Below are 18,522 nucleotides of genomic sequence, written 5' to 3'. Positions count from 1 at the left end.
TTTACTTTTTATTTTTAGTTAATATATATTCATTTGGTGTAAATACTTTTTCCTAAGAGGAAATAATGAGAAAGGAATACGATAAACTTCACTTACTTAAAATATTATGTTGTGTCGCTGAGCAACACTCCTTCAGTCGAGCTGCAGAGCAGCTCGGTACCACGACTTCAGCGGTGAGTAAATCGATAGCGCAGCTAGAGTCGTCTTATGGACAAGTACTTTTAAATCGAACAACCCGTAAACTCGCCTTGTCTGATGCCGGTAAGTTGGTTTATGAAAAAGGGAAAAAGATCCTTCGCGCGCTACGCGATTTGGAAGAGGAAGTTGAACAAGTTGGTGTGCATCAATCCGGGCATCTAAAAATAACCTTTCCAAATACGATAGGGCGTATGCTACTGAGCCAAATTTGTATCGATTTTCAAAAGCGCTATCCACAAATAAAGTTAGAGCTGATGTTTACTGCAGCAAATCAGGATTTAATCGAAGATGAGATTGATGTCGCTTTTAGGCTCTCTGCTGCACTTAAAGACAGTCAATTTTATGTCTTGAAATTAATCAATATAAACTCGACTTTTGTTGCTGCTCCCTGTTATTTGGCGGCGCATGGGAAGCCCGAGCAATTGGACGAACTGAGTAGGCATAACATGTTGTTATCAAAACTTAATCATGTTGAAGATAGTTGGCATGACGGAACTCGAAGTTATGCTTTGCAAGGTAATTTGATAGCGAACAGTCGCTTTCACATTCGAGAGGCGGTGTTGGCAGGATTGGGGATTGCCATGCTACCGTCTTATTTCTGCCAACGGGATATTGATTCGGGCGCTTTGGTTGAGCTGTTTCCCGAGCAAAATAGGCCTGAAGTTACTTTGCATGCCATATATAAAGTGAAACGAGAGCACTCTGCAAAGCTAGATTTATTCTTAGGGTTTGTACAGGCGCAATTATCATGCAAATCAGAATTGGTACCTTAGCCCCGCGTAGTAGCGCCGACCATTCACATATACCCCTGTTGGTGCGTACTCATTGCGGTCATAGGTATAGATTTGTTCGTCGGTTAAATTAATAAACTCAAATTGTGCATCAAGGTTATCACTTAATTTCACCGTGAGGCTGCCGTCTAACTGACCGTAGTTATCCATCATGGTCTCGCCTACACCGGTGGCAAACTGGGTTCGATAATTATAGCTAAGCCTTGCGCTAAATTGGTGGTTCTCGTAGTAAGCGGTGAGGTTAGCGCTGTGTTTTGAGGTGCCTGGCACTTTGTTCTGTAAGCCAACGTCAGCGTTGTCACGTTCTCCATCAACATAGGTGTAATTGGCGATTAACCCAAATCCGTACGCAAGTGTCTGCTGGTAGCTTAGTTCAACGCCACGGATACTGCCGCCAGCGCCATTACTGGGCCTATCGATAGACATCAAAATGCTTTCATGACGCTCAAGCTTTCGCTCAAACTCAATAAAAGACTCCACATCTTTGTTAAATAAGGCGATTGAGGCGAGTCCTGCATCGTCAAAGTACCACTCAAGGCTGGCATCAAACTGCGCCGCTCTATATGGATCTAAGCTGGCGTTACCACCTTGTCCTTGAGCTTGGGTCACGTTGTAATTGGTTGAGGGCATAAGGTGGTGAAATTGCGCTCGTGACATGACGCGCGCAACGGAAAAACGGCCAACCAGACTTTCGCTTAAATCAAACTTGATATTGGCGCTGGGTAGAATATCGATGTAATCCCGAGATTCTTCATGCCAAACATAGCTATCGGGCGCTTCGATGGGGGAGGCGACACGTTTAAATGCGGCAGAGTCTTGAAAGGTTTTGACCACCCGTACCCCAATGTTGGCTGCATAGGATTCACCAGCGAGTTGCATTTGACCGTAAGCGGCGGCGGTTTTTTCTGTAATATGAAAACGACTGGCTTTTTCTATCTCTTGTTCAAAATTGAGCGTATCGAAGTCTTTGGCGAGCAGTGTAATATCGGCATAACTGTAGTTTTTTAAGGTGTTTGCACTACCTACGCCGCGCAAATAATCATCCACAAAAGTGCCCGGATAGGCGGCCAGTGTAGTGCCAAGCTCGCCGGCTAGACCATCAAGCCCTCCATCTTTTGAGCGATAGCGCAAAAAGTCCCGTTGATGGTCCTTGAGTTTAATGCCAAACTTAATCGCGTCGACCTGTTTAAAGTCGATATCGTACGCAAAATCGGCTTGTGCGAAGTATGATTTATCTTTGCCATCTTGGCTGTCATTTCGAGCTTCGGTGATAAACCAACTCGCCGCATCTAACGGAGAAGCCCCATAACTTGCGAGGATGTTTTTTCGCATTGACGTATCAACATGAAAACGGGTGTTAGCAGAAAACTGTGACGTGACGTCTTCTTTGGTGCCACCTGAGCCGTGGCTTAGACCCACTTGAAATTGGCTCGACCAATAAATACCGTCATAGACTAAGTCTAGATGAGCACTTTTAGTGCTGATCTGCGAGTCTCGCCAAATGGCTTCCATGCTGGTATTGAACGGCGCTGCTGTGGGTAAATAGTGGGCGCTCACCAAAGTACCATCTTGTACTTGTAAATCGGTTACCCCGCCGCCTAGGTCAATAGACTTTGCACTTTGCCAGAGAAAGTTTTGATTGTTGTTGTCTGCGTTTAGATGAGAGTAAAGTAAGTGACTATTTAACCTAAGCCGTGGGGAAAGCTGAAATGCGGCATTGACTGTATAAGCTTGTAACTCTCTTTGCTGCTGAAAAATCGCGGAACCCCCACCTCCTGGAAACCACAACGTCTGGCTTTTGTCTTGTGGGGTCTGCTGGGTGGCATACCAAGTATCACCTTCACCTTGGTATAATGTTCTATCGTGCCACCCCCACGATTCTAGGCCGTCGCGTCTGAGGCTGCGATCTCGTCGTGTTGCGGTAAAAAGTACAGCATAGTCGCCACTTTCGCTATGGTAGTTATAAATTGCAGATAATTGTGGGTCGAGTTTATCGCTCAAGTCACTGTATTGGAACTGGGCCGTTACAACGCCATAGCCTGAAGGCGTAAGCAGAGGGTCGCGGGTTTTTATATTGATTGCACCACCTAATGACCCTTCATCCTGCATAGCTTGTGGTGTTTTGAACACCTCAAGGCTAGAGACGATTTCACTGGGTAATAAGGTAAAATTAAAGCCTCGGCTTGGCTGACTTGAGATCCACCAATCAGCGGAGGCGAGATATTGACCATTCAAATAGGTTCTATTTTGCTCGGGGGTTGTGCCTCGCACGCCGATCCGCTCACCTTCACCTTGTGCTCGAGAGAGTGAAATACCGGTGATCCGTTGCAGCGCCTCTGCGACGTTTTTATCTGGAAACTTACCTATGTCTTCAGCACTGATCGTATCTGAAACTTGTTGATTGTGACGTTTATTACTGAGAGACTTGACAACGCTGTCATGGAAGGCACGGATTTCGATGCGTTCTATGGTATTTTCAGCTGTCTGATTTTGCTCAACGGCATAACTTGCAGCTGTGATAAAGAATGCGCTACAAGAAACTGTTCGGATGAGAAATTCTGACATTGTGCTCAACTTATAATACGAGTAAGTTACCTTTAGTTGATACTCATAATACGCTTTTATTACGAGCCTAACCATAGTTTTACAAATTTTTAGTAGTTGATGGTTGAAAACCTAGAAAAACGTTTTTTAATCAATGAGATACTTGTCGACCTGAGTAATTTATCTGTGTGTGTTGACGGTTCTTGGAGAAGCATCGAAGCGAAGCATGCGGCATTATTGCGTCTATTGATTGCTAACAAGGGAGAGGTTGTTACCAGAGATGCCATCTTAGATATCGTATGGCCCGGTACTATCGTCAGTGATAACTCTGTTAGCCAGCTGGTGGTACAGCTACGTAAGCTGCTTGGTGACAGTTCAAACGAGCCAAAAATAATTAAAACGGTACCACGCCTAGGTTATCAATGTATTGCACAAATTGAAAAAGCCCCGACGCTACTTGAGCAAGTAGAGGAGCTGTCTCGTGGGCGTGGCGCACAATTTGCGCTGCTCGGGTTTTTTATGGGTCTTGTGGTGACTTTGCTTGGCGTTTTTATTACCAAGCAGTGGCAAAGTGACTTGCAACAGCAGCCCGTCACTGCAACTCGGATCACGTCCTCACCGGGTGCTGAAGTCTTTGTGCGCTTTTCTCCAAATGGTAACTATTTAGCCTACAGTTATTTAGCTGAGGGAGCCGATCAATTTGATTTGGCGGTCTATGATCTTGAGACTAAAACAACCCATACGATAAAAAGCAGCGGTTATAGTGAAGAGTCAGCAAGTTGGTCTTTAGATGGTAACTGGCTGATTTATTCGCGCTCGGATCCGGTTTCCTGTGAAGTACGGGCGTTACACGTTAAAGGTCCAATAGAAATGTGGCGACTAGCGCGCGATAGCGTGCTTGGCAGCTGTAATAGTGCACAAGACTCAGCGCCTTGGCTAGAATATCGAGCGGGCCATTTTATCACTAAGTCTTGGGATAAAGCTGGGACCTATTTGCAATCTGTAGCGGTCACTTTTGCGGATAATCAACCTAAAGTGCTCAACACCACGGCGTTGCCTATTCGCGATGTAACACATTATCAAGTTAACCAACAAACGCTGTTGTATCAGGTAAAAGAGCAGGGCGTTTATCGGCTTAATCTGGGGCAACTTGGGGACCTTGAAAGCCAAACCACCACACTCTCCAAGCAGTCTTTTTCGGCATTGAGTCATGGTTATGAGGACGATACGGTTATTATCGCCAAACAAAACTTGAGTGTACTTAAAGGTCGTGAGCAACAGTTATTATACTCCGGATTTGGTGCGATATCTGAGATTGATGTTAATGCGAACTTGCGTGCTTCGGCACACACTGAGGGCGTGGCTGAAATTAACTTTTATCAGCTTGCTGTAGACGCACAAAGCGAAGCACAGCAAAAGCAGTTGACGTCGCCCGCTCGAATGGACCTACTTGCCGCATTGTCTGATGATGGTGCACATTTTGTGTATGCCTCGGTGACAACCAAAAATAACGATGCGCCACAATTTGAGCTGTGGCATAAACATGCTTTTCGGCCGACGTCGAGTTTGCTTGGTACGATGCCGCTGGGAGAAGTGCCTATTTTGCTATTGCTGTCGCCTAATAACGAATATCTCGCCGTATTATCAAAGTCGCACAAAGTGTATTTAATAAGCTCTTTTACTAAAGAGGTGAAAAAAGTAGTTGATAACTTTGCCGAAATTGCCGACTTGCATTGGTCACGGGATGGTAGAAACCTGTATTATCGAGCGAAGCTCTCGGCGGAAGCAAAATGGCAGGCATGGCAATTTACCGTATCTCAAGGGCGCAGTGAGCAACAACCTCTGGTAACGCACTCACCTGATTTACCTCTTACTCAAAAGAACCCTAGCTTTGTGGGGTATAAAGAACAAGTTAGGGAATACCTAATTACTGCGCTCACTGAGACATTTGATGTAGAGCAGTTACGTGGGTCTTTATCTCTTTATCAGCCTGCAGTATATCGAGATGGGGTTTACTTTGTACTGAAAAGAGGCCACCAATTGGTGCTTTATCGTTATTTAAGTAGTGAAAACAAGGTCGAAGAAGTTCAACCAATTGGGTTACACCTTTACGCGGGGTTTACCGAGTTACAGGTATTATCAAGCTTTGATGGCAGTCAGGTAGTATTCAATCGGATCAACAACTATGAAAGTGACATAGTATTACTGGAGTACGGTGACCGATGAAGACATCAATGTTACGAAGCCCAGGTTGAGTACAGTTAGTTAGCTAGCTTTTGCTGGAATAAGCGTATTGCTTTACTACTCCAATTGCGCTGTGATGCCGACTTCAATGCTTGTGAGGCAAGCTTCTTGGCCTCTGCCTGATTATCTGTAAGCTTGGCAGACAGTAGCAGCAGTTCAGGGTGTTCGGGATCGATGGTGAGACCATGACGCAGCCAAGCCTTTGCCTGAGTTTTGTCGTTGAGACGAGTTAAATAAGTGTTTGCTAATAGAAGTGTGGAGCGCAAATGGCCGTTGTTCGAAGCTTCGGTAAGTACTTGTAGCGCACGTTGAGTATCTTGCAGCTCTGTGTTTGTAAGTAGTGATCGTGCTAAGCGATATTTTGCGATATCCATGGTTTGTGCTGCGTGTTCAAGCCAAAGTACACTAAGTCGATGCTCTCCCACATTGATAAGTTGAGTTGCTAAACGATATTGTGCCAAGTCCAAGCCATTTTTGGCTGCAGCTAAATATAATTCATTTTCTGGTTCTTCAGCGCGCCAGTGATAGCGCAGCAGCTGATACGCGTTGTAATCTTTCATACTCAACCAGTTAGCAATATAGTATTGTACTTGCGCCACACCACGTTCTGCAGCGTCGATATTCTGCTTTAGCTGTTTTTCATAGGCCTTCTTTTGAATGGCTAAGGTTTCGCGATATTGCTCGCCTTTATATGTCGCAAAATGGTAAATCAGCGTGTGTGCTTGCTTTGGTCCACTATATCGCCACTTCTCTACAGCATTTAACAGGCTAGCGGTGAATATGTGCTTGGGGTAGCTATCTACGACCTCAATATTGGTTGCCTTACCGCTTTGGTCGATATCAAACTCTAACCAAACCCAGCCCTCAACCCCTTGTCGTACGGCCTCATCAGGATAGTCAGGTAATACATCGTGAGTTTTACTCGGCGTAGAAACGATATTGGGTTGTTTGAGCCGGGCAAGTGTTGAATCAAGTAAGTAGGTGTCTGCCAAACGATTTTTTTGAAGTGTTACGAAATCTTTTAGGCCACTTTGGTCGTCGGACTGCTGCAAAACGAGTTGCGCAGTTTGAAAGGCTTCAGCAATACCGAACTCTTTAGCCAATGAAAACCAAGCAAAGGCATTTGCGGCACTTTGTTCGGTTCCTTGACCGTACAAATACATCACCCCAAGATTATACATGGCGTCTGCATTACCTAACTGAGCTAGGCGATTGAATTCAGAAAATGCAAGAGTGAATTCTTCATTCTGATAGGCGAGGGTAGCATCATAAAGATCGGCTTTTGTCTGCCAACTTATACTCAGAAAAAATGAAAAAATAAGCCCAGAAATGAGATTGTTGCGCATTTTATTGATTACTCATCCTCGGGCTGCTCTTTGGGGTTGCTGTGGCCATTTTTAATAGGCTATATAACCACAATATAAGGGAAATTTAAATAATAAAAGCTGATAGCAAACGCTATCAGCTTTTTGGAACTCCTGGCAGGGAGTTTACTAAGTCGAACCTGTGTTAGCTTGGAAGCGACTTAATTCGAGTCATGAAACTATTTCTTTACGACTAATAAGACCAGATTTAGCGGTAAAAGTTTCATTCGCTATTCGGTGTTAGAAGTTAAATCTAACCCCCGCGCTAAAACGCCTTCCATCGGCATAGACACCCGTTAGTGCTTGCTCAACTCCCTTTTCCTGATAGCTAAATGTATGTTCATCCGTCAAGTTGATGGCCTCAAGAATAAATGCCACATTCTCATTGTAGTTATAGGTAAGGTTAGCATCTACTTGACCATAATCGTCAATGTATCCTGGCCAGTCGCGACCTGTATCATACCCTGTTCTGAAGTTGTATGAGATACGGGCACTAATGAATTCGTTTTCATAATAAGAACTCAAGTTAACAGTATGCTCAGAGTTGCCTGGGATGGTGATGTCGTTACCTTCATCATCTTTGGCTTCACCATCTACATAGGTATAGTTAGCTGCAACGCCAAAACCTTCGTATAATTCTTGTTGATAACCCACTTCTAGGCCTTGAATGCGGCCTGCTTTCCCATTAACAGGGCGGCTGATCAGCACTTCTTTACCTTCGTGAGTTTCAAGTGCTGGTTGGCTCTCGATAAACGACTGAATATCTTTGTAGAAAAATACCGCAGAAAAAAGACCTGCGTCGCTAAAGTACCACTCGATACCGGTATCAAACTGCGTCGCTCGATATGGGTCGATGTCAGGGTTACCGCCAGTGCCTGTTTGTGTTTCTAGGTTGTATGAGGTTGATGCTGTCATATCGGCGTAATCTGGGCGAGACATAACTCGTGCCGCAGAAAAACGCATTAATAAATCGTCATCTAAGTCAATTGCCAAGTTAATGCTTGGAAGAATGTCGAAGTAGTCCTTTTCTTCCGTTGTCCATACCTCAGCACCGGACTCACCTGCAAACGCGGATGAGGTTTGTTTGGTATTTACAAGCCTTACGCCTAAATTACCGCGTAGACCATCTGCATCCAGATTCGCTTTAATGTAGCCTGCGGTAATTTTTTCATTGATATCGAAAGTACTGGCCTTCAATACTCGGTAATTCCAACCCAGCGCATCACCTTCTTGGCGTATTTTATCTGAATCAGTGATTGCATAGCTGCGCGTTGTGCCTGCTGAGCCTATGCCTGAAAGGTAATCAGAAGGCATGGCTTTAGAGTAATCAGCTAGACTCCAGTTTAAGTCGGTACGATTATCCGTTGTGTGTTTGGTATTAAAACGACTGTGATCACGATATTTAAAGCCTACTTTGATCTGGTTAAAGATAGCGACATCAATTGGGCGTTTAAAATCGGCTTGAAAATAAGTTTCATCATCTTTCGCATCATTGCTGTCATAACGTAAAAAGCCTAAATTCCATTTATCACCATCGTTTGGATCGGCAGCATAACTGGTCTTTACGTCTTCCTCTTGTGACGCATCAAAGCTGTGAACATAGTTGCCTTCCCAACCAACGGAGCGATCCGCTTGTGAACCACCCGAACCTTCTGTGTAACCTAAGTGATATGAAGATTCCCAAAGTTGCCCTTGATGTTCAACTTTTAAGTCGTACGATTTGGTTTTGAGCTCAGAGTTACGTACTTTGGTCTCATCCAGAATGTTATTACCATCTGGTGATAAGCCAAGCGTCCCGCCGACGGCCATCTTTCCAACTACGGGGTGGTCGATAACGGTAATGTCAGTATATTGTGAGCCGCCGTAACCGGGTAACCACAGGAAGTTTTGGTTTTCATTGTCGGCTTCAAGTGTAGAGTCTAACGCATTGAATACAATGTCCATATTTTCATTTGGACGATATTGCAAGGCGAGGTTTATACCCGTGCGCACGCGCTGCTGTGAGAACATTGCTGAGCCGCCACCGCCCGGGCTGTAGACATTGTCGACGACGGTACCGTCTTCAAGTGTGATATCACGATAGGTCCAAGACCACGCTTCAATACCATCACGACGTAAGTTGCGCTCTTGGCGCACGACAGAAATTAAGGCGCCAAAAGATTCATCATCGGTCTTAAAGTTGTACATAGCGGAAAGTTGCGGGTCGGTTTCACCTGACACTTCGCTGTGCTGTGCGATAATTGAACCTGCAATTTTATTTGCTTCTAAATCAAGCGGCTTACGTGTTCTAACAATCACGGTTCCACCAATAGAGCCTTCGTCAATATCGGCTTCTGGTGATTTGTAAACTTCAAGCCCAGAAATGATTTCAGAGGGTAACATTGTGTAGTTAAATCCACGGCTCGCCGCTGAGTTAGTCCACCAGTCCGCTGAGCCAACAGCTTGACCATTTAATAAGGTCCGGTTTTGGCTTTCACCTGTGCCTCGAATGCTAACGCGTTCACCTTCACCAAAACTACGCGTGATTGAAACACCGGTAATTCGTTGTAATGATTCGGCAACGTTTTGATCTGGAAATTTGCCAATGTCTTCGGCGGTTACTGCATCAACAATGGCGTCTGAGTATCTTTTTGTATTGAGTGATTGAACAACGCTGCCACGGATCCCTCTGACTTGAATAACTTCAACTTCACCATTTTTAGCTGCTTCTTGATTGTTGTTTTCTTCAGCGAGAGCTAGACCCGGTGCAAAAAGTACCGAGCCGAGCAAAGATTGGCTGATTAATACAGCCAGTTTTTTCTTGTTATTGCGAAACATAAATTCCCCTTGAGTGCTTACTTGTGGTTGACCTCGAGAAAGATTAAACACCAGCGGGGTTTGTTAAATCTTGAATTGAAATGAATAGTTATGAATTTGGTGGTTTTTTGCTTTAATTTTTCTTATTTTATTGAAATATATGGTTATAAAATAATTTTTTCTGGATTTTGTGCTGTTTAAATTAAGTTTACTAGAGTGATTTCGCTTTGTTTTTTGTTAACATTCATAACTACAAAGAACTGGAAAGTCGCCTTTCCAGTTCTTTTTGCGCGTTATAAGCTCTTTTTAGGTGGCAGTACAACGTTTGAGAAGATAAGGCCAGCGATAAGAGACATAAATATTAAAAAGGTTTGTTGGCCAATATGGTCCGCATGAACAAAGCTTTGGCCTTCAATTAAAGAATTAAGTCCAATATAGGTTTTAGAACCAGGGACCAACACAATCAAACCTTGCATTGCAACAATGGACGCAGGGGCATTTACCACACGGTTAAAGATATTACTAAAGACACCCACTGCAAATGCACCTACAAAAGTACCAAGTGCATAATCAAAGTAAACCGCAGAGCTGATACTGGCTGCGTAGGCGATAAAGCCTGATGCGAGTGACCAACTTGCATGGCGTAACTTTGTTCTAAAGATAATAACTAGGCTGCTACAAAGTAATAGCACTGCAAGCCAAGCCGTCCAACGTGGTAATGGTGATGGTTGTATAAAATCAACTTGTCCAAAAAACGCAAACCCTAAACTGATCCCCAAAAATGCACCGAAGTAGAGCTTAAAGAGCAACATAATAGAGTCCATGACTCTAGCGGTGCCTGACACTAGATGACGAGCCGATAATTCCGCAAACCCAAGCGCGAGCGCCAAGCCAGGTATAAACACGATAATGGCCGAAAGTACCACCAAACGGATGTTGACCTGCGGGTCAATGTACACAGACACAGCGCAGGCAGCAACCGCTGATACGATGGCGACCAAAGGCTCAAGCATATGTGTTACGCGTTTGGAAATACTCGCCCAAAGCACGAATAAGTAGACCACAAGCGATAGTAGCGCCGACCACCATACGTCATTCCAGCTCGTCCCCATCAGCATTGCAAACGCACCGCCTGAAGTTGCAAATGCAAGACCCGTCATTAACTTATTATACGGAGGCTTAGCGTGCAAAATGGCTTCGAGGCATTGTTCGGCTGCTTGGATTGAGAGCTCACCAGATAACACGCGTGTTGCGACGTCATCTGTATCTGCCAATGAACCTAAATCATGGTCGCCAGGATCAACACGCGCCACATGGGTATATTCTTCTTCATGACCTTCGGTCCAAATCACAAAAGTGACAGACGTCGGAGACATGACAAAGGAAGACTTTAACCCTAAGTGAGTGGCTACTTCCATTAAGTGTGCTTCGAGTCGATAGGCAGGGGTACCGTATTTGTGAAGCATTTTGCCTAACTTCACAATAAAGCGGCGTTTCTCTGTAAAGGTTGCGTTATTCAACGAAAGAGAACCTTAAATATGTAATGCCAATTCTACTGAATGAAGCGAATTGGCGAAAATGTTAAAAAAGTATGGTGTTTGAAATTAAAAAAATCAAACTGAGCTCATCATGGGTACGCGCTGCTAGTAAGGTACATATCATTGCTTTTACTAGATTTTAGTTATGTTTTTGCACACGAATTTGATATTCGCAACAGACTATTTGCATAGGTAAATTTGGCGGCCAAGATTGCTGCGAATTCTATCCAGATTCTCAGTAATGTCTATAGTTTTGGCCGCAAATATTTGCATTTTTTATAAACAGGTATCAGCGCTACATTTATTGCTAAGCGCTAAGAGTTACGATGATTCTCTGATCTGCAATGACACATCCACTAGGGTTCTAACGGCAGGTTGCGATTTGTTTAAAATTTCGGATAACGTATGGCATGTCCGCTTACCGATGTCGTCGGCATCAATTCTAACGCTCGTTAATGCGGGTTTCATCAGCTGGGAGTCTTGCAAGTCATCAAAACCGACAACTTTGATGTCTTCACCAGGTACCAGTCCATGTTCGCGCATGGCTTCAATTGCACCGTATGCAATGACGTCACTAAAGCAAACGATAGCTTTTATCTCTTTATGGTTAGTGATGAGAGTATTAAACGCTTCTCGGCCCCCTTGGCGATTGGTTGGAGCAGCGATCGCAGGTTGCGCTTCATTTAATCCATTGAGCTTTAGAGCGCTTTGGAAACCAGACAGTCGCTCATGGTAATCTGAAATTTCGGGAGTACCACCCAGAAAAGCAATGTCTTTTATGCCTTGCTCAATGAGGTGAGTCGTTGCTAGGTGAGTCCCTTTTTTATTGTCAGGTAGAATACAGGGGGCTTTCGCGAAAGCCACTTCACGCATAATGGTAATAACTGGAAATCCAGAGTCAGCCAATTGGTCCAGCCACTCTCGTGGAGTACTTGGTGCAGGCACCATAACAAAAGCACAAACGTTGTATTCTTTAAGTGTGTTAACCACTTGGCGTTGGCGATTAAAGTCTTCGCCTGTATTTACCAGCATAGGCACCATACCTAATGCGTAAATATGCTTTTCTAATCCAACAGCAAGCTGAGCAGAGTACGGGTTAGTTAAGTCGTTGATAACAACCGCAACAAGATTAGACTTTTTACTACGTAGCGCTGCTGCGTCGCGATTATAAACATACCCCAGCTTTTCGATGGCTTTTAGTACTTTCTCTTTGCTTTTATCGCTGACTTTATCGCTATGCGTTAGGACAAGGGATACTGTTGATTTAGAAACTTGTGCCTCTTCGGCAACATCAAAAATGGTAACCTTAGCGAGTTTTTTATCGTTGTTCATGCTAATTCGTATCAATTATGGCTGGTTAAGTGACTAAGTGTACATCAAGTTTTCATCGCATTAAATCGCAAATCTCTGCACATTTCCCGATAATCGTTATATGATCACCTGCTAAACGCCGAAGATAGGTAAATACAGTGAAATTATTAAAACAAATCACATTTATCATATTAATGACTACCGTATCATATACGGTATGTGCACAAGAGCAAGGCTACATGACACCTTCTCCAGAGCTGGCAAAGCTTGTTGATGCACCATTGATCCCAACCTCTAAATTGAGTGCAAATGGTAATTGGTTGGCATTGTTACAGCGCAATAGGGTACTCACGCTCGAAGAGCTTGGACAGCCAGAGCAAGCGCTTGCGGGGATAAAGTTCAATCCGCAAACCTTTATGCGGACCTCCAGCCGCCAATATAGCTCTATTGAGTTTAAACATGTCGCAACCGGTGCCTTAATTAAGGTGACAGGTCTACCTAAAGGCAAGATCAAGTCTCCAAGCTGGAGTGCAGATAGCCGCTATCTTGCGTTTATTCTTGAACAAGAAAATAGTGCTACGCTTTGGGCTTACGATATTGAGCAGCGCAATCTTAAACAGCTTACTCAATCAACATTAAATGGCGTGGTGACTTCAACGCCATACCAGTGGTTGCCAGACAGTACTGCAATTATCGCGAATATTGCTATTAATCATGGCAAACAGCCAAGCGCAAAAGATAAATCCAGCCTAACGCCAATAATACAAACCACATCTGGCAAAAAAGCATCAACACGCACTTATCAGAATTTATTGTCTAGTCCCTATGATATTCAGCTATTTAAGTTTTATTCTGAGGGGCAGTTAATTAAGCTAAATCTGAATGCCAGCGCGCAGCAAATTGGTAATCCAACGTATCTTAAACATTTCTCTGTTTCGCCAGACTCTACCAATCTAGTGGTTGGTATGATGGCAGATCCCTTCTCATTCCAAGTGCCTTACAGCCGTTTTCCAGCGGTATGGCAAGTGTGGGGAATGCGTGGCTATCCATTATTTGAAGTTGCAAGACAACCACTAGCCGACGCACTGCCTGCGGGCTTTGATAGCGTGAGAGAAGGGCCTCGAAAGATCCAATGGCGTGACGACCATGGCGCGACACTGATATGGGCCGAAGCGCAAGATGGTGGGGATATGAGTGTGGAGGTTGACTATCATGACCACCTTTATACGATTAGTTCGCCATTCAAAAAGGAACCTGAACTTTTCGCAAAAGTAGAGCGTCGTTTTTCAAGTATTGAATGGGCTGATAACAATGTTGCGATTTTGAATGAATGGCGCTTTGCCGATCGCAGTATTCGTTCTTCTGTATTTTCTCCGCGTAATCCAGAGCAAAATCGCATGGTGTTTTCAGAGCGCAGTTATAATGATGCATACAAAGATCCTGGCAACTTTGTATATGAAAATAGTGATTTAGGTTCAAGAGTATTGAAGTTAGTTGGAGGCAGGTATTTGTTTTTAACGGGCAACGGTGCATCTGAGAAAGGCAACATTCCTTTTTTAGATCGTTTTGACGTAAAAACCAATACTTCAACTCGTATTTGGCAGTCGAGCGAACCTTATTACGAAAGAGTGCGTGCAATGTTAGATGACGAAGGTATGCGCTTTATTACCGTGCGTGAGTCACGCCAAGAACAACCTAACTTTTTTGTCCGTGACTTACAGTTTGATACGTTGGAGCAGCTAACTAAGTTTGCGCATCCTTATCCTGCATTTAAAGGCGTTGTAAAAGAGCAAATCAAGTACAAACGTGATGATGGCGTTGAGTTATCCGGTAATCTTTATCTTCCTACAGATTATGACCCATCAAAAGGTCGTATACCTGTGCTGATGTGGGCTTATCCGCTTGAGTTTAAAGATAAAGCCGTTGCCTCGCAGGTGCGTGAATCGCCTTATCAATTCCCATATATTGGCTATTGGGGGCCAATGCCGTATTTAGCAAAAGGTATTGCTGTTTTTGATGATCCGACGATGCCGATTGTCGGGGCAGGCGACACACAACCAAATGATACATTTAGGCAGCAATTGGTTGCGAGTGCGAAAGCTGCTGTTGATACCTTAGTAGAAAAAGGTATAGCAGATCCTAAGCGCATTGCGATTGCAGGGCATTCTTATGGAGCATTTATGGTGGCTAACTTACTCGCCCATAGTGACTTGTTTGCCACTGGCATTGCACGAAGCGGGGCTTATAATCGCACCTTGACGCCATTTGGTTTCCAAGGTGAGCCGCGTAACTTCTGGGAAGCGCAAAACGTCTATGCCAGCATGTCGCCTTTCTTCCACGCGGAAAAAATCAATGAACCTATGTTGATGATCCATGGAGAGGAAGATCCAAACTCAGGTACTTTTCCTATGCAGTCTAAACGTATGTTTGCTGCAATGAATGGTTTAGGTGCCAATGCAAGGCTGGTGATGTTGCCAGAAGAAGGCCATGGGTATAAAGCACGAGAAAGTATTTTACATGTGCTTTGGGAGCAAGAGCAGTGGCTCGACAAGTATCTGTTTTCTGAGAAGGAAGACGCTGTTCTTGAAGGCGCATCAACAGAAGAAGTGATACCGCTCGTAACGGAAGCGACAGTTAACTAACATAAATCGATTCAATAGAGGGAGTAGTAGATCTACTCCCTCCATTTACCCTATTTCAGTTATACGAAAATTAAGCTATCTACTCTTTACTAGACACCGAACTGCCGACGGAAGCGGTAATTACCATAAAAATAGCAAGCCATTGCCAAACAGTCAGTAACTCTCCAAGAATTAAAAAGCCAGCCAACGCCGCAACCGCAGGTTCAACGCTCATTAAAATACTAAACCCTTGTGCGGGCATTTTTCGAAGCGCTACCATTTCTAGGCTATAAGGCAGGGCGCTGGATAACAAACCAATTGCGATACCCAATGGAATAAGTGACCAATTAAGGAGGGCTACACCTTGAGACATCACGCCAAACGGTACGATAGTAAGCGCGGCAACCGTCATGCCGATTGCCACAGTCACCCCGCCGGAGCTTTCGTTGCCTGAGCGCTTACCATAGAGAATATATCCTGCCCAACAAGCGCCAGCAACCAAGGCTAAAGCAACACCTACTGGGTCCAAACCATTGACATCGCCAAGATCTGGTAACAACAGCAAAATTCCTAAAATAGCAAATGCAACCCACAAATAATCACGTTTCCGTTTAGATGAAAATAGCGCTACGGCGAGTGGCCCGGTAAACTCTAAGGCCACACCAATGCCAATAGGGATACGTTCAATGGCATAGTAAAAGGTGATATTCATGCCGCCCAAACATAGGCCATAGACGATGAGTGGTCGCCAGTTTGTCGGTAAATGACGCCAAGGCTTGAACACCAAGCACAAAATAAGAGCTGAAAATCCTAGGCGATATGCTGTGGTGCCCTCAGGCCCAACAAATGGAAATAACTGCTTGGCAATAGAGGCTCCAGATTGGATGGTGATCATAGCGCAAAGCAGGCATAAAATCGCAATGACAAAGTCGCGGCTAAGTAGTGACATTGAGACCCCAACAAGATAAATAACAAGCTTAAAAGATGGCGATATAAGGCTAGTCTAATCGTGTCTAAATAATGGCTCAATTACTTTTGTATATTTTATGCCTTTATTGGTTTTTGAAATGGTTATTTGTTGATTTATTTACTTTTAATTTTCAGTATTTTCTTTTTGTTATCGTTCCAATTGTGCTTACGTATTCAGGTAGTTAAGCCAAGCACTTTCATGTCTTTGCATATTTTTATGCTTTTTCGAATTAAAGTGTGCAAGCCTATCGCGGTCATTGATAAAAGGGCCAGCCCTACAAATAGTACAGTAGTTATCACCCAAATAATCAGGTACTTTGAGTTTTTCTTTTATGGCGTGAGCTGGGTTAACAGACCAGTAATAGCTAATGCCGCTGGTGTCTTTTACATGTTTATCACGGTCGACATTGCGAATTTGATACTCTGGGAACTGTGAAATCTCAAACTGAGACTGACCGAGGTAATATTGTTCAAGTCCGTTGATCAGGCTGCCTTCTAGATCCCACTCTATATAAGGTTTTACGTCCTTAGAGGTAATGATCCCTAGCTGAGCGCCTTTAGGATCAAGTGCATGAGCCGCTGCGTTTATTAAGAATTCTCGCAGCAATTTCCGATTGAGGCTGTTAACGCTCAAAGTCTGGTTTTTGAAGCTTTCAAGCGAGTCAAACGCAGGAATGAGAGGAAACTGAAAAATTACCGCATCAAAGGCATGCGACGGCACTTTTTGCCAACAATGTGCCTCTGTGACATCAAATTGAGTCACTACATCAATCCCTAGAGTATGTAGTTTATCAAATGCATTATCTTGATATTTATGCTTAAGTTCACTTTCACTATCGTACACACTGGCAGTAAGATGGGCTGGAGCAAAATGTTTTGCTAATGAATATGAAAAGCTTAAATCGCCATCGCCAACGGTAAGAATACGCCAGTTTTTATCGAGTATCATGAAACAGTCTAAATCAGTAAAACGAGGAGTTTATCAAATCCGGCTATTATCTTGTAGCAATCGGCTCTTTTATTAGTTTAAAACCAACTAGACAAAATACAACAGTCAAAAACCAAACTCCTCCAGCCACAATTGCAAAACTGGTGGTTTTTTCAGGGAAAACTATGGCTAGCGGCAGTGTAATTGCTCCCCTTACTAAACATAACGTTGAAATAGTAAAGATGGCGGGGCGAAGCATAGTTAATGGTTGATCCTCTTGAGGGCGGAAAGTGCGTAGGCGGTCAAACGTACGCGAAGTCACTCTAAATATTTCCCCCAGTCTTGTGCCTGCCATAGCATTTTGTGCGGTTTGGATCGTTGGTTTATCTGTCCGTTTTGCTTGTCAGCTATAAGTTTTCGTTGTGTACCTTTTTGCTCACGTTGGCGATACGCTAACGCACATAATGGGCACTTAGTATCTTGATGCAGTCCAGAGAGACTAAAAAAAGAACACTTTCCAGATAAAATATAGATGAGTAATCGGAAGGATATAATTTCGATTGCGTCTTGGGTCTCAACGCGTAGCTTCATGGTGCTTAAATCAGTTGAACTCTCGGGCTCACCAATTTGCGTCATGCTTGTTTCAAACGTTTCAGTCTTACGTTTTCTCATGTTGCTGTCCTTTTTAATATGCTGAAAATGCCAAAAAGGAACGTGATGTGCGTAACGCATTGCTTTTTCAGTGTGCGTTACTTCAAGTACAGCGCCTTACTGTTCCTTCTAGTGTCAGATCTTACAAAGGTACGAGTCCAAAAGCTTAGACTGTTTCATATTTTCACACTTGACCGTTTCATTTGTTTAACACAAAATACACAAACAAGGCTCAGGCAGGACTATAGCGTTGTCATTGTTAGTAAAAGAATATTAATGGAGTACCCTAAGGGAAAAGATAAATGACAATTAAAGCAAGCAGTTTAGTACAGCAACTGAGGTTTGCCGCAGGATACTCTGTAATTCAGTTTGCAAAGAAGATGGGCGTTTCGAAACAAACCATCTACAACTGGGAGAGCGGCCTGACAACACCGGATTTAAACCAAGTAATTAGAATGTACATTGTTTGTGGATTGAACCCCAAGTCTTTACTACCAAAGCGAAAAAAAGCAGTAATGATGAACTTGGTGATACCGATACCAACCTCGATTAAATAGCGCAATTTGC

12 protein-coding genes are annotated in these 18,522 nt (G+C 43.7%); 4 read left to right on the top strand and 8 right to left on the bottom strand.

Annotation, left to right across the window (positions count from 1 at the left end; genetic code table 11):
* Nucleotides 1-65: 65 nt before the first annotated feature.
* Entirely contained in the window at nucleotides 66-971 is a 906-nt protein-coding gene (locus tag GSF13_RS02475; protein ID WP_174169416.1) for a LysR family transcriptional regulator, read from the top strand.
* On the opposite strand, the gene GSF13_RS02470 is transcribed toward GSF13_RS02475, so the two are convergent.
* Nucleotides 954-3,554 carry a TonB-dependent receptor gene (locus GSF13_RS02470; RefSeq protein WP_211865913.1) on the bottom strand — a complete coding sequence of 867 codons (2,601 nt, stop codon included), beginning with the start codon at nucleotides 3,552-3,554 and terminating at the stop codon, nucleotides 954-956. The genes GSF13_RS02475 and GSF13_RS02470 overlap by 18 nt on opposite strands.
* Before the next feature lie 99 nt (nucleotides 3,555-3,653).
* On the opposite strand from GSF13_RS02470, the gene GSF13_RS02465 reads away from it, so the two are divergent.
* On the top strand, nucleotides 3,654-5,759 hold the full coding sequence (locus GSF13_RS02465) for a winged helix-turn-helix domain-containing protein (protein WP_211865911.1): 2,106 nt from the start codon (nucleotides 3,654-3,656) through the stop codon (nucleotides 5,757-5,759).
* Between the two features lie 35 nt (nucleotides 5,760-5,794).
* On the opposite strand, the gene GSF13_RS02460 is transcribed toward GSF13_RS02465, so the two are convergent.
* From GSF13_RS02460 to GSF13_RS02445, 4 genes are all read right to left on the bottom strand, one after another.
* Entirely contained in the window at nucleotides 5,795-7,123 is a 1,329-nt protein-coding gene (locus GSF13_RS02460) for a TonB family protein (protein WP_102058504.1), read from the bottom strand.
* Nucleotides 7,124-7,381: 258 nt separating this feature from the next.
* Complete coding sequence (locus GSF13_RS02455) at nucleotides 7,382-9,958, bottom strand: TonB-dependent receptor (RefSeq protein WP_174169412.1); 2,577 nt, start codon at nucleotides 9,956-9,958, stop codon at nucleotides 7,382-7,384.
* A 272-nt stretch (nucleotides 9,959-10,230) separates the two neighbouring features.
* A complete protein-coding gene (locus GSF13_RS02450) occupies nucleotides 10,231-11,457 on the bottom strand; it encodes a threonine/serine exporter family protein (protein WP_010604257.1) in 1,227 nt (408 codons plus the stop codon).
* 339 nt (nucleotides 11,458-11,796) lie between these two features.
* On the bottom strand, nucleotides 11,797-12,807 hold the full coding sequence (locus GSF13_RS02445) for a LacI family DNA-binding transcriptional regulator (protein WP_010604256.1): 1,011 nt from the start codon (nucleotides 12,805-12,807) through the stop codon (nucleotides 11,797-11,799).
* A 137-nt stretch (nucleotides 12,808-12,944) separates the two neighbouring features.
* On the opposite strand from GSF13_RS02445, the gene GSF13_RS02440 reads away from it, so the two are divergent.
* The gene (locus GSF13_RS02440; RefSeq protein ID WP_174169411.1) at nucleotides 12,945-15,428 is read left to right on the top strand and encodes a prolyl oligopeptidase family serine peptidase; all 2,484 of its coding nucleotides are present in this window, start codon (nucleotides 12,945-12,947) and stop codon (nucleotides 15,426-15,428) included.
* 79 nt (nucleotides 15,429-15,507) lie between these two features.
* Here the strand turns inward: GSF13_RS02440 and GSF13_RS02435 are convergent, their stop codons facing one another.
* The 3 genes from GSF13_RS02435 to GSF13_RS02425 all read right to left on the bottom strand — a co-directional run bounded on the left by GSF13_RS02435 (nucleotide 15,508) and on the right by GSF13_RS02425 (nucleotide 17,976).
* Entirely contained in the window at nucleotides 15,508-16,356 is an 849-nt protein-coding gene (locus GSF13_RS02435; protein WP_010604254.1) for a DMT family transporter, read from the bottom strand.
* Between the two features lie 186 nt (nucleotides 16,357-16,542).
* Nucleotides 16,543-17,325, bottom strand: a complete 783-nt coding sequence (locus GSF13_RS02430; protein WP_211865909.1) for a Rossmann-like fold-containing protein — start codon at nucleotides 17,323-17,325, stop codon at nucleotides 16,543-16,545.
* Nucleotides 17,326-17,622: 297 nt separating this feature from the next.
* Nucleotides 17,623-17,976, bottom strand: a complete 354-nt coding sequence (locus tag GSF13_RS02425) for a hypothetical protein (protein ID WP_211865907.1) — start codon at nucleotides 17,974-17,976, stop codon at nucleotides 17,623-17,625.
* 281 nt (nucleotides 17,977-18,257) lie between these two features.
* Here GSF13_RS02425 and GSF13_RS02420 point away from each other — a divergent pair, with 281 nt between their 5' ends.
* Nucleotides 18,258-18,512 (top strand): helix-turn-helix transcriptional regulator, encoded by a 255-nt coding sequence (locus tag GSF13_RS02420; protein WP_174169409.1) that lies wholly within the window; start codon nucleotides 18,258-18,260, stop codon nucleotides 18,510-18,512.
* Nucleotides 18,513-18,522 lie beyond the last annotated feature (10 nt).

It is taken from the genome of Pseudoalteromonas sp. M8, assembly GCF_018141365.1.
Classification (GTDB): domain Bacteria; phylum Pseudomonadota; class Gammaproteobacteria; order Enterobacterales; family Alteromonadaceae; genus Pseudoalteromonas.
The sequence above is the reverse complement of the archived record's forward strand: the minus strand, read 5'-3'. Positions and strand labels throughout refer to the sequence as shown.